This window comes from Nocardia sp. NPDC056541 (assembly GCF_042794235.1).
Classification (GTDB): Bacteria; Actinomycetota; Actinomycetes; order Mycobacteriales; family Mycobacteriaceae; genus Nocardia.
In genome coordinates this window covers 38,174-51,004 of record NZ_JBHTUD010000021.1, presented here as the reverse complement: position 1 = coordinate 51,004, position 12,831 = coordinate 38,174, and the positions used below count along the sequence as shown (strand labels likewise).

Annotated in this window: 11 protein-coding genes; 8 read left to right on the top strand and 3 right to left on the bottom strand. The window is 68.7% G+C overall.

Annotated features, from left to right (window positions below; all coding sequences use genetic code 11):
• Positions 1–101: 101 nt before the first annotated feature.
• Positions 102–1,850 carry an FAD-dependent oxidoreductase gene (locus ACFQ9R_RS29260; protein ID WP_378995080.1) on the bottom strand — a complete coding sequence of 583 codons (1,749 nt, stop codon included), beginning with the start codon at positions 1,848–1,850 and terminating at the stop codon, positions 102–104.
• A 478-nt stretch (positions 1,851–2,328) separates the two neighbouring features.
• Between ACFQ9R_RS29260 and ACFQ9R_RS29255 the strand changes: the two genes are divergently transcribed.
• The gene (locus tag ACFQ9R_RS29255; RefSeq protein WP_378995078.1) at positions 2,329–7,791 is read left to right on the top strand and encodes a carboxyl transferase domain-containing protein; all 5,463 of its coding nucleotides are present in this window, start codon (positions 2,329–2,331) and stop codon (positions 7,789–7,791) included.
• Positions 7,792–7,829: 38 nt separating this feature from the next.
• On the opposite strand, the gene ACFQ9R_RS29250 is transcribed toward ACFQ9R_RS29255, so the two are convergent.
• A complete protein-coding gene (locus ACFQ9R_RS29250) occupies positions 7,830–8,402 on the bottom strand; it encodes a TetR family transcriptional regulator (protein ID WP_378995076.1) in 573 nt (190 codons plus the stop codon).
• 38 nt (positions 8,403–8,440) lie between these two features.
• Between ACFQ9R_RS29250 and ACFQ9R_RS29245 the strand changes: the two genes are divergently transcribed.
• The 7 genes from ACFQ9R_RS29245 to ACFQ9R_RS29215 all read left to right on the top strand — a co-directional run bounded on the left by ACFQ9R_RS29245 (position 8,441) and on the right by ACFQ9R_RS29215 (position 12,376).
• On the top strand, positions 8,441–8,818 hold the full coding sequence (locus ACFQ9R_RS29245; RefSeq protein WP_378995074.1) for a nuclear transport factor 2 family protein: 378 nt from the start codon (positions 8,441–8,443) through the stop codon (positions 8,816–8,818).
• A 68-nt stretch (positions 8,819–8,886) separates the two neighbouring features.
• Complete coding sequence (locus ACFQ9R_RS29240) at positions 8,887–9,075, top strand: hypothetical protein (protein WP_378995072.1); 189 nt, start codon at positions 8,887–8,889, stop codon at positions 9,073–9,075.
• 75 nt (positions 9,076–9,150) lie between these two features.
• Entirely contained in the window at positions 9,151–10,110 is a 960-nt protein-coding gene (locus ACFQ9R_RS29235) for an Acg family FMN-binding oxidoreductase (RefSeq protein WP_378995070.1), read from the top strand.
• 114 nt (positions 10,111–10,224) lie between these two features.
• On the top strand, positions 10,225–10,515 hold the full coding sequence (locus ACFQ9R_RS29230; protein WP_378995068.1) for a hypothetical protein: 291 nt from the start codon (positions 10,225–10,227) through the stop codon (positions 10,513–10,515).
• Position 10,516: 1 nt separating this feature from the next.
• Complete coding sequence (locus ACFQ9R_RS29225; protein WP_378995065.1) at positions 10,517–11,188, top strand: HemK2/MTQ2 family protein methyltransferase; 672 nt, start codon at positions 10,517–10,519, stop codon at positions 11,186–11,188.
• A gap of 13 nt (positions 11,189–11,201) precedes the next feature.
• On the top strand, positions 11,202–11,381 hold the full coding sequence (locus tag ACFQ9R_RS29220) for a CDGSH iron-sulfur domain-containing protein (protein WP_378995063.1): 180 nt from the start codon (positions 11,202–11,204) through the stop codon (positions 11,379–11,381).
• A complete protein-coding gene (locus tag ACFQ9R_RS29215) occupies positions 11,378–12,376 on the top strand; it encodes an iron-containing redox enzyme family protein (protein ID WP_378995060.1) in 999 nt (332 codons plus the stop codon). Before ACFQ9R_RS29220 ends, ACFQ9R_RS29215 begins: the two co-directional genes overlap by 4 nt.
• On the opposite strand, the gene ACFQ9R_RS29210 is transcribed toward ACFQ9R_RS29215, so the two are convergent.
• The gene (locus ACFQ9R_RS29210; RefSeq protein WP_378995056.1) at positions 12,351–12,779 is read right to left on the bottom strand and encodes an ATP-binding protein; all 429 of its coding nucleotides are present in this window, start codon (positions 12,777–12,779) and stop codon (positions 12,351–12,353) included. The two genes, ACFQ9R_RS29215 and ACFQ9R_RS29210, sit on opposite strands and share 26 nt — an antisense overlap.
• Between the last annotated feature and the right edge of the window lie 52 nt (positions 12,780–12,831).

The following is a 12,831-nucleotide window of genomic DNA, read 5'->3' as shown; positions in this document are numbered from 1 at the left end:
CGACGGTAGTCGAATCACGGTGTGGCAGCGCGATAAGCGGGGGAGGCGGGAGAGGTCACAAAGTCTCGGCCGGCGATCTCATCGCATTCTCTACACCGAGCTCAGCGGTCCTCGTGGGTGGACGCGGTGACCGGCCAGATCGGCAGGCGAAGGGCGGCGGTGGCGGTGGCGGGCACGACGGGGTCGTTCGGTGCCACCGCGGCGATCCGCTGGTAGGGATCGCCGGGTGCGGGGCGTGGATCCGGTTCGCCCTTGTTGGGCCACAGCGCGGCCGCGCGTTCGGCCTGGGCGGCGATCGTCAGTGACGGATTGACGCCGAGGTTGGCCGAGATCGCCGAACCGTCGACGACGCTGAGACCGGGGTAGCCGTGGACCCGGTGATAGGGGTCGATGACGCCGTCGCTCGCATCGGTACCGATCACGCAACCGCCGATGAAGTGCGCGGTCATCGGGACGTTGAACACATCGGGCCAGGTACTGCCCGGTGTGGCACCGAGTTTCGCGGCGACGTGCCGGGTCGCCTCGTGCCCGGGCGGGATCCACGACGGGTTGGGTTCGCCGAAACCCTGCTTGCTGGTGAACCGGCGGCCGAACACCCCGCGCCGGGTGTAGGTGGTGATCGAATTGTCCAGGCTCTGCATCACCAGCAGGACCAGCGTGCGCTCGCTCCACCGGGTGGTGCGCAGCAGTCGCACGGTCTGCACCGGGTGTCGCCCGGCGATGAGCAGCACCCGCGACCATCGCGGCAGGCGCTGATCGCCGTCGACCAGATAGGTGTTGAGCAATCCCATGGCATTGGACCCCTTGCCGTAGCGCACGGGTTCGACGTGGGTGTTCGGCGTGGGGTGGAACGAGGACGTGATCGCCACGCCCTTGGTGATGTCGACGGCGGGGTCGACCTCGGTGCGTCCGGCGCCGAGGATGGCTTCGGAGTTGGTGCGCGTGAGCACACCCAGTCGCGGTGAGATCCCGGGAAGCACCGCGGTGTCGCGCATGCGGAACAGCAGATGCTGGGTGCCCCAGGTACCCGCGGCCAGGACGACATGTCGCGCCGACCGGGTGGCACGGTGTTTGCGGATCCAGCTCCCGGTGCGTTCGGTGTCGACCAGCCAGCTGCCGTCGGGTCGGGGCCGGATCGCGGTCACCGTGGTCATCGGCGAGACCACGGCGCCGGCCCGCTCCGCCAACCCGAGGTAGTTCTTGACGAGGGTGTTCTTGGCGCCGTGACGGCAGCCGGTCATGCATTCCCCGCACTCGATGCAGCCGGTGCGCTCGGGACCGACGCCGCCGAAGTAGGGGTCGGCAGCGGTCCGGCCGGGTTCGCCGAAATACACCCCGACCGGGGTCGGCACGAAGGTGTCACCGACTCCCATCTCGTTGGCTACCGACTCGATGATCGTGTCGGCCGGAGTCATGTGCGGATTGCGCACGACGCCGAGCATGCGGCGGGCCTGGTCGTAATGGGGGCTGAGCTCGGCGTCCCAGTCGGTGATATCGGCCCACTGCCGGTCGCCGAAGAACGCCGATCCGGGTTTGTACAGGGTGTTGGCGTAGTTGAGCGAACCACCGCCGACCCCGGCGCCTGCCAGGATGAAGCAGTCGCGCAGGCGGTGAATGCGCTGGATGCCGTAGCAACCCAACCGTGGGGCCCACAGATACCGGCGCAGATCCCAGTTGGTCGCGGCGAAGTCCGCGTCCGCGAACCGGCGACCGGCTTCGAGGACACCCACGGTGTATCCCTTTTCCACCAGGCGCAGGGCAGTGACGCTGCCACCGAACCCGGATCCGACGATCAAGACGTCGTAGTCATAGGAAGGGGCGGCGGCGTTGCCGGGAGAGTCTGCTGACACGGACCCGACGGTAGAAGCCCGCGTGCCGACGCGACTGATTCGGCGCGCCGACTGGCAGAACTCACGATCTCGGGCGCGTAGTTATGGCACGGATGACAGCCGAAGGCCCGCCCACGTCCCGCACCTGGTGGGACGGGTGGGATGCCACCTCGAATATGTTGTAGGTCAACATGATTGATAGGATTTCGCAGTGAGTGGATGGTCCGGGACCGCAGACCTTGGCCGTCCACTCACTCGGGGGTGATACTTGTTCAACCAGCGGGCATCGCGACGCCTGCCAGCGGTCATCTCAGCGCCTCCGGCCGCTCGCGTTCGTCAGGTTGTATGGTGCTCGGCGGCCGCTCGTGCCTTGGCTACGTGCCGGTAACCCGCGCACGGTGCTTGTATATGGGGCACGGGGGTGCAGACTGCGCACGGACCGGGAGTTGCAAATCTCACCCGCAGGACGATGTCCTGGGTAAATGGAAGGAGTCGGCGAGTGTTCAGCCGTATCGCCATCGTGAATCGGGGCGAGGCCGCTATGCGCCTCATCCATGCCGTCCGTGATCTGGCGGCGGCAACCGGGCTACCGATCGAAACCGTAGCCCTGCACACCGACGTGGACCGGAACGCCACCTTCGTCCGGGAAGCCGATATCGCCTACGACCTCGGTCCGGCCTCGGCACGCCCGTATCTCGACCTCAAAGCCCTCGAGAATGCCCTCGTGGCCACCAAAGCCGACGCGGCCTGGGTCGGCTGGGGCTTCGTCGCCGAGGATCCCGCGTTCGCCGAACTGTGCGACCACATCGGCGTCACCTTCGTCGGGCCGAGCGCCGAGGCGATGCGCAAGCTCGGTGACAAGATCGGCGCCAAGCTGATCGCCGAGGAAGTCGGCGTGCCGGTCGCGCCGTGGAGCCGGGGCGCGGTCGACACCGTCGAAGACGCCATCGAAGCGGCCACCGCGATCGGCTACCCGCTGATGCTGAAGGCCACCGCCGGTGGTGGCGGTCGCGGCATCCGCGTGATCACCAACGAGGCCGAACTCGTCGACGCCTACGAGCGCACCAAGCAGGAGGCCGCCCGCGCCTTCGGCAGCGGCGTCGTCTTCCTGGAGCGCCTGGTCACGGGCGCCCGGCACGTCGAGGTCCAAGTGATCGCCGACGGTCAGGGCACCGCGTGGGCGCTGGGCGTGCGCGATTGCTCGGTGCAGCGACGCAATCAGAAGGTGATCGAGGAATCCTCCTCTCCCGTGCTGAGCGCCGAGCAGACCGCTGAACTCAAGGGCTCCGCCGAGCGCCTGGCGATCGCGGTCGGGTACTGCGGCGCGGCGACCGTCGAGTTCCTCTACCACCCCGGTGACCAGCTGTTCGCCTTCCTCGAGGTCAACACCCGCCTGCAGGTCGAGCACCCGATCACCGAGCTCACCACCGGTTTCGACCTGGTGCACGCGCAGCTGCGGGTTGCCTCGGGCATCAAGCTCGAGGGTGTGCCGCCCGTCGAGCGCGGCCACGCCATCGAAGCCCGCCTCAACGCCGAAGACCCCGACCGCGACTTCGCGCCCGCCCCAGGCCGCATCGTGCGACTCGATCTGCCCGCGGGCCCCGGTATCCGCGTCGACACCGGCGTCAGCCAAGGCGACACGATCCCCGCCGACTTCGACTCGATGATCGCCAAGATCATCGCCTACGGCCGCGATCGCGACGAGGCCCTCGGCCGGCTGCGCCGGGCCATGGCCCAGACCCGCGTCGTCATCGAAGGCGGCGCGACGAACAAGAGTTTCGTCCTCGATCTGCTCGACCAGCCCGAGGTCATCGACGCCAGCGCCGACACCGGCTGGATCGACCGGGTACGCGGCGAAGGCCGCCTGGTGACCCATCGGCACTCCACCGTCGCGCTGGCGGTGGCCGCGATCGACGCCTACGAGGAAGACGAGCGGGTCGAGCGGCACCGACTGCTCTCGACCGCGTCCGGCGGGCGTCCGCAGGTACAGCACGAGAGCGGACGGCCGCTGGATCTGAAGCTGCGTGGCGCGGGATATCGCGTGCGCGTGGCCCGGATCGGCGCGCACCGCTTCCGCGTCGGCATCGAGGCCGGTGGCGAATTGCGCACCGCCGATGTCGATCTGGAGCGTTTCGATCACCACACCGGCCAGATCGTCGTCAACGGCACCCGCTACCGCCTGATCACCGGCACCCACGGACCCACCCATGTGGTGGACGTCGACGGCGTGACTCACCGGATCAGCCGCGACGAGGGCGGTGTCGTCCGCTCGCCCGCCCCCGCGCTGGTCGTCGGCACGCCGCTCGAGGTCGGCGCCGAGGTCGAGGCCGGAGCGCCGGTGCTGGTGCTGGAGAGCATGAAGATGGAAACGGTGCTGCGCGCACCGTTCCGGGCCCGGCTGAAGGAATGCGCGGTCTCGGTCGGCACCCAGGTCGAAGCGGGCGCCCCGCTGCTGCGGCTCGAGCCGCTCGCCGACGACGACGAAGCCGCCGAGGCCGAGACCACCGGCACCGTCGAGCTCGATCTGCCCAGCGCGGCAACACCATTGCGCGCCCACGAGCGCGTGGCCCGCGGCCTGCAGGACCTGAGCAGCCTGCTGCTCGGCTTCGACGTGGACCCGCACGACGACCGCCGCGTCCTCGACGACTACCTCACGGCCCGCCGCGAAGCCGTCGCCGACAGCCTGCGCCCGCTCGCCGAAGAGCTCGAACTGGTGCAGATGTTCGCCGATCTCGCCGAGCTGAGCCACAATCGGTCGGCCGACGACGATCACGTCCAGGGTCACGTCCACAGCGCCCGTGAGTACTTCCACACCTACCTGCAGAGTCTCGATGTCGAGCGGGCCGGGCTCCCCGAGTCGTACCAGGCCAAACTCGGCACGGCGCTGCGCCACTACGGCGTCACCGAGCTGGACCGCACGCCCGACCTCGAAGCGGCGGTCTTCCGGATCTTCCTCGCTCAGCAGCGGCCCACCGACACCGTCACCGTCGTCACCGCGCTGCTGCGCGAATGGCTGACCGAGCCGATGCCCGACCAGGTGCTGCGCGAACCCGTCGGCCTGGCGCTCGAGCGTCTCGTCGCGGCGACGCAGGTGCGTTTCCCGGTGATCGCCGATCTCGCCCGCGGTCTGGTCTACGCCTGGTACGGCCAGCCGCTGCTGCGCCGCAACCGCGCTCGCGTGTACACCAACGTCCGCAAGCACCTGAGCTACCTGGACGCGAACCCGGCCGCCGACGATCGCGGCGCCCGGATCGCCGAAATGGTGCGCAGCACCGAACCCCTGGTGCGGTTGCTCGGCCAGCGGCTCGAGCGCGACAAGCCCGACCACACCTCGATGCTCGAGGTGCTGACCCGGCGTTACTACGGCAACAAGGGCCTCACCGGCGTCCGCACCGAACAGGTCGGCGACACCACGTTCGTCGTGGCCGAACGCTACGGTTCGACGCTGGTCTCGACCGCCGTCGGCTTCGACAAGCTCGACGCCGCACTGGACGGGCTCGCCGAACTGGCGAGCGGCGCCGTCTCCATCGACGCCGACATCTACCTCAGCTGGGAATCGCAGCCCGAGGACTTCGACGCGATGGCCGCGGCCCTGCAGGAGGTGCTGGGCGCGCACCCGGTACCGAATCAGGTGCACCGGATCACCGCCACCGTCGCGGGCAGCGGCGGTTCGGTCATGCACCACCACTTCACCTTCCGTCCGTCGGTGACGGGGATGGCCGAGGAACGGCTGATCCGCGGACTGCACCCCTACATCGCGCAGCGGATGCAGCTGGAGCGGTTGCGCAAGTTCGACCTCACCCGGTTGCCGTCCTCGGACGAAGAGGTCTACCTGTTCCGCGGCGTGGCCAAGGAGAACCCCTCCGACGAGCGCCTGATCGCCTTCGCCCAGGTCCGTGACCTCGCGGCATTGCGCGATCACGACGGCCGGTTGGTCGCCCTGCCCACCGCCGAGAGCGCCATTGCCACCTGCGTCGACTCGATCCGGCGGGCCCAGTCGCGGTTCCCCTCGGCCAAGCGGCTCAACACCAACCGCATCGTGATGTACATCTGGCCGCACATGGATGTCACCCGCGCGGAGCTCGAGACCATCGGCGGCCACGTGCTGCCGACGGCCGCGGGCGCCGGGCTCGAGGAGATCCTGCTCATCGCCCGCCAGCGCGATCCCGAGACCGGCGAGCTCACCAAGGTCGGCGTGCGGATCTCGTTCCGTCCCGACGGCGGATCCGAGGTGACGGTCGGCGAACGGACCGACGAACCCGTCGAGCCGTTGGACGAATACCGGCAGAAGGTGCTGCGCGCCGCGGCCCGCAACACCGTGTACCCGTACGAACTGACGTCGCTGCTGGGCGATTTCGCCGAATACGATCTCGACGCGAACCATGCGCTGGTGCCGGTCGATCGGCCCAAGGGCCACAACACCGCGGCGATCGTCGCCGGTGTGGTGACCACAGCGACCGCGCAGCATCCGCAGGGCGTGACCCGAGTGCTGCTGCTCGGTGACCCCACCAAGTCCCTCGGCGCGCTCTCGGAGCCGGAATGCCGCCGGGTGATCGCCGCGCTGGATCTGGCCGAGAGCCTGCAGGTGCCGCTCGAGTGGTACGCGCTGTCCTCGGGCGCGCGGATCTCGATGTCCTCGGGTACCGAGAACATGGACTGGGTGGCGGCCGCGCTCAAGCGGATCGTCGAGTTCACCCAGGACGGTCGCGAGATCAATATCGTGGTCGCCGGCATCAACGTCGGCGCGCAGCCGTACTGGAATGCCGAGGCCACCATGCTCATGCACACCAAGGGTGTGCTGGTCATGACGCCCGACTCGGCCATGGTGCTCACCGGAAAGCAGTCGCTGGACTTCTCCGGCGGTGTCTCGGCCGAGGACAACTTCGGCATCGGCGGCTACGACCGGGTGATGGGCCCGAACGGGCAGGCGCAGTACTGGGCGCCGAACCTGTCCGCCGCCCGCGATGTGCTGATGGCCCATTACGACCACACCTACGTCGCCCCGGGGGAGCAGGCGCCGCGCCGGGCCGCGACCGGCGATCCCGTCGACCGCGACATCTCGAGCTTCCCGCATGTGCTGGCGGACAGCAGCTTCGCCACCGTCGGCGAGATCTTCTCCGCTCACGCCAACCCGGATCGCAAGAAGCCCTTCGACATTCGCACGGTGATGCGGGCACTGGCCGACCAGGACCACCCGGTCCTGGAGCGCTGGGCCGGGATGGCAGACGCCGAGACCGCGGTGGTGCACGACGCGCACCTCGGCGGAATCCCGGTGTGCCTGTTGGGAATCGAGTCACGCAATGTGGCGCGACGCGGCTTCCCGTCCACCGACGGACCCGACACCTACACCGCGGGCACCCTGTTCCCGCGTTCGTCGAAGAAGGCAGCACGGGCCATCAACGCGGCCAGCGGTAACCGGCCGCTGGTGGTGCTGGCGAACCTGTCCGGCTTCGACGGCTCGCCCGAGTCGATGCGCAAGCTGCAGCTCGAGTACGGCGCCGAAATCGGCCGTGCCATTGTGAATTTCGACGGACCCATCGTGTTCTGCGTGATCTCGCGCTACCACGGCGGTGCGTTCGTGGTGTTCTCGAAGGCGCTGAACCCGAACATGACGGTGCTCGCGCTCGAAGGATCGTTCGCCTCGGTGCTCGGCGGCGCGCCGGCCGCCGCGGTGGTGTTCGCCGGTGAGGTGAAGGCCAGGACCGCGGCCGATCTGCGCGTGCGGGAGCTGGAAAGCCGGGTGGCCAATGCCGTCGGCACCGACCGCGCGACGCTGAGTGCCGAACTCGACGAGACACGGTCCTCGGTGCGCGCGGAGAAGCTGGGCGATGTGGCCGCGGAATTCGACCGCGTGCACAACATTCAGCGCGCGGTCGAGGTGGGTTCGGTGGACGCCATCGTCAGCGTCGCGGATCTGCGTCCGCGGATCATCGACGCGATCGAGGCGCGACTGCCCGCGTAGTACTCGGCGGACCGGGCTCGGTATTCGACCGAGCCCGGTCAGTCGGCGCCGTACAGGCGCAGAACCGACGATCGGAACTGAGTGGCCGCCGTGGCCGCGTCGACCCGGCCGCCACGCAGCTGCTGTCCCGCCGCGTGGCCGAGCGCGATCGTTGCGGCGACGAGCCATTCGGTGGACAGATCCGTCGTGAATTCTCCGGTCTCGCGGCCGCGCCGGATCAGCGCGTCGAGGTTTTCCTCGACCGGTACGTGGCGTGCGGCGTCGGCCGCGGAGTCGCTGTCGGAGAAGTCGAATCGCGTCTGTTCGGCCAGCATCGTGGCGACGGCGGCGAGGAGCCGGTCGAGAGCCGCCGTGGCGGTGCCGGTGCCGAGGTCGGCGGCTTCCAGCACGTCGAGCGCGCGTCGGCTCTGTTCGTCGCGCACCGACGCGAGCAGCATCTCCCTGGTACCGAAGTGCGCGTACGCGGTCTGGCGGGTGACCCCCGCCGCGGCGGCGATCTCGGCCATGCTCGCCTCCGGATGCTCGCCCAGGACCCGGATCGCGGCGGCGACCAGCGCCGACCGGTTGCGCCCTACCTCTACGCGCTGACGGCGCCGCCTTATCTCTGACACGATTGACAACGATAACAGCCCACTTAAAATTGTCAGGTATGTCAGAGATAACTGAACGCGCAGCCCGTCGACTCGTGCTCGACTACACCCGCGACATGGCCCTGTCCGACGAGGACCCCGCCGCGATCGTGGATCGCACCCTGACCGAGGACGTGATCTGGCAGACCGACGGCACCGAGCTCGACCGCGACCGGTTGATCGCGCACGCGTCGCCCGCCCGCAAGAACGTCACCGCCGTCGATGTCACGATCGACGATCTGCTCGTCGACGGCCACCGATTCGCCGCGCGGTGCCGCCTCGACGCCGAACATCGCAAGCTCGGGCACATGCGGATCGAATGGATCATGATCGGCAGCGTCGCCGGCGACGGACGCGTGCGGCGGATTCATCAACTCGCTGTGACCCCGAAGTCGTAGGAGTGGTCCTGACCACATCGAATGCCCCTATATCCTGGTCTCTTCGCATCACGAGTAGGAGCGTTCCGATGGCCTTGGCTCGACACTGCGACCGCGATGGTTGCGATAGCTGGCAGCGCATCGATCACGACGTCAACCACCGATGGATCACCGTCGACCTCGGTGCCGGCGACGTGCGGCACTTCGATACCCGCGACTGCCTGCTGCACTGGGCAGCGGCCACCAGCGTCCCGACCGAGGTCTCTCCGGCTGTGTAATTTCTCAGATTCGCCACCTAGGGTCGAGTCCAGCCGCAGTACGCCGACCTGCACAGGAAGGAAGACTGGCGAGACATGCCGAGCATCACAACGTGCCGAGACGCACTCGAATTGGCGGTGCGTGCGCCCTCGGTGCACAACACCCAACCGTGGCGCTGGCGGATCCAGCGCGGCCGCGTCGATCTGTTCGCCGACTTCGGGCGTCAGGTCACCGCGACAGACCCCTTGGCACGCGCTCTCGTGGTGAGTTGCGGCGCCGCGCTGCATCATCTCGAGGTGGCGTTCGCCATGCTGGGCTGGCAGGCCGAGATCGATCGGCTGCCCGACCCGGATCGACCCGACCACCTCGCGAAGGTGAGGTTCACCCCGCGTCCGCCGTCGGATCGCGATATCCGGCTGGCCGCCGCCATCCACCTGCGCCAATCCGATCGGCGCCGCTATCCCGGCGCGCCGGTGCCCACGCGCGACCTGCGTGCGGTGTCGCGATGCGCGGCCCCGTTCGGGGCCGCGGCCCGGCACGTCCCCGACAGCATGCTCTCGCAACTGGCCGCCCCCATGCACCGAGCCGCCGCCCGGCACGCGACCGACACGAATTACCTGGCGGAACTGGAGCAGTGGAGCGGCTGCCACGGCGAGCCCAACGGCGTACCCGCCCGCAACGCACCCGTCGCACGCTCATCGGACGAACTACCGGTGCGGGTGTTCGCCGAAGCGGAACTGTCCGAGTACACCGACGAGCCCGACTCCGCCCACTGGCTGGTCGTGTGCACCCCGCACGACAACCGCGTCTCCCAACTGCGCGCGGGTCAGGCAACGAGCGCGATCCTGCTGCAGGCCACCTACCTCGGCCTGGCGACGAGCCTGCAATCCGAACCTCTCGGCATGCTGGATCTCCGCGACCAGATCCGCACCACGGTCCTGCAGGAATGCGCCTATCCGCACGTCATGATCCGAGTCGGCGTCATGCCGCACGCCGCGGCACCCTTGGAATCCACCCCGCGCCGCCCGGTGACCGAGGTCATCGAAACGAACTGAATCACCTGGTCGATCGGTGTTTCGACGGCGTCGGCGCGAGGTCGGCTGATTGCTTCGATGGATTGCGGGCATGTCCACCACAGGGCGGTCTCGTCCTCGAAAAGGAGCTGCGCGATGAATCAGTCAGAGAAACAGTTTCCCGATGACGCTCGGACCACTCGAACCCATGCCGGCGAGTCGATCAGGGACACCAGGAATTGGCCCGGATTGATTCTTGCCGCTGTCGGGCTGGTGCTGCTCGGTCTCACGCTCACCGCGGCCGGGTACGGCTTCGGCGGCTGGGCTGTGCTCGCGGGTGTGGCGTGCGCGGTGTGTCTGGTGGTGGGGATCGGGCTCGTGGTCGCCGAGCACCGACGGGTGAAGGCGCAGGAGGGTCTCGCCTTGGGCGAGCCACGGGGACACTGAGATGGTCGTCCTGCGGGCGCCGCGGGTCTACCGGCCGCAGGCCGATACCTGGCTGCTCAGTCGTGCGATGCGTGAAGTGCCGTCGCTGTCCGGCGGGCGGGTGCTCGACGTCTGCTCGGGGACCGGCGCGCTCACCATGGCCGCCGCCGCGGCGGGCGCGAGCAGTCTGACCGCCGTCGACCTGTCCTGGTCGGCGCTGATGTCGACATGGATGAACTGCCGGTTGCGCGGCATCGCGGTGGAGTTGCTGCACGGCGATTTCGGATCCGCGCTGCGGCTGCCGCGCTTCGACGTGGTGGTCGCGAATCCGCCCTATGTTCCCGCGGGCCGGGCGACCGGTCGCGGTGCGGCGCTGGCCTGGGACGCGGGCGCCGACGGCCGAAGTGTGCTCGACCGGTTGTGCGCGATGCTGCCGGACCTGCTCACCGAGCGTGGCGTCGGGTTGATCGTGCATTCGGCGATCAGCGACCCCGAGCGCAGCCTGTGCCAACTGCGTGGAATCGGCGCGAACGCCCAGGTCGCGGCGACCGGAACGGTGCCGTTCGGACCGGTCATGCGGTCTCGCGCCGGATGGTTGGCCGCCAACGGCTTCATCCGGCCCGGCCAGCGCGAGGAGGAACTGGTGGTGATCCGTGTCGACCGAACATCGTCTCCCGTCGCCGACCTCGCCTGAGGCGCGGCGGGTCGTGCTCACCGACGGCGGGCCCGCGCTCATCGACGGTCCCGTCGACGTGGTCACCCCCGACGGGACGGTCCTGCACTGCGACCGTTTCGTGGTGGCGCTGTGTCTGTGTCGCCGGTCGAGCACCTACCCGCTGTGCGATACGAGCCACCGGCGCCGGCGTCATCCGAGGAGTACCGAATGACGGCTCTGCGATCACTGCCGCGCCCGCGTGGCGAGTTGTCTGCCGCGGTCACCGAATTGCTCACGCGGACACCGGGTTCGGCGGTTCCCGAGGTCGGCGGACTCGACCCCTACGGCGAGGATCTCCTGCTGACCCTGCACACCTGTTACGAACTGCACTATCAGGGATTCGCCGGTGTCGACGAGAACTGGGAGTGGGATCCCGACCTGCTGCGACTGCGCCGCGACCTGGAGAACCAGCTGCTCACAGCCCTGCATGCCGATGTCCCCGGCGGCGAGGACGTCGAGGCAGAACTCGACCGTCTCCTCGAACCGACCCGTGACACCGACGGCATCGCGGGATTCCTCGCCGAGCGGGGGACGGCCGATCGGTTGCGCGAATACTTCGTCCACCGGTCGATCTATCACCACATCGAAGCCGACCCGTACGCCTGGGTGATCCCGCGCCTGCGCGGACAGGTGAAAGCGTCGCTGGTGGCGGTCGAGTTCGACGAGTTCGGCGCCGGCCGCGGCGAACGCGTGCACGCGCGACTCTTCGCCGATCTCCTGTCCGGCGCCGACCTCGAGCCGGGCTACCTGCACTACCTCGACACCGTGCCCGCGCCGATGCTGGCGCTGGTGGACATGATGACGTTGTTCGGCCTGCACCGTGGCCTGCGCGGCGCGCTGATCGGCCATTTCGCGACCGCCGAGATCACCTCGCCGCCTGCGTCGCGCCGGTTGGCCGAGCTCGCCCGCACGCTGCTCCCGCATCCCGCGTGCGCGCACTTCTACACCGAACACGTCGAAGCCGACGCCGTGCACGAACAGGTGATGCGGCGCGATGTCATCGCCGGATTGCTGGCCACCGAACCCGGCCGAGCTGCCTCGGTCGTGTTCGGCATCCAGGCGACGAACCTGCTCGAGGATCGCTTCGCCGATCACGTCCTGACGTGCTGGAACGCGGATCGCAGCTCGTTGCGCGAGGCACTCAGTGCACCCGCCGCACCTGCGTGAAGGTGATCCCGACGGGGTAACCGCCCTGTTCCCGGTCGTAGGCCTCGTGGTCTGCGGTGAGATGGTCGGTGATCGAGTGCATCACGTGCCAGCCGAATCCGGTCGTGTCGACCGGGTGGTCGCTGTCGCAGACCGCGGCAACCGCGACCCGGATCCGGAATCCGTCGGCGGTGACCTCGCAGTGGATCTCGGACTCGGGTACCGCGTCCAGGATCAGGCACGTGGCCGCCTCGTCGAGCGCGACGCGGATATCGGCTACCTCGTCGACCGTGAAACCGGCGATCAAGGCGACAGTTTCGGCGACCGCCCGGAGCATGACAACCTGGCTCAGATCGGCGTCGATCTGGACGCGGGTCGATGTCGCACGGGTCGAGTCGGTGATGATCCGGTCGCTCGAATCCACGATGTCCTCCTCCCGAGCGTGCGCCGGAGTGGCTTCATCGAGCGCATACCCA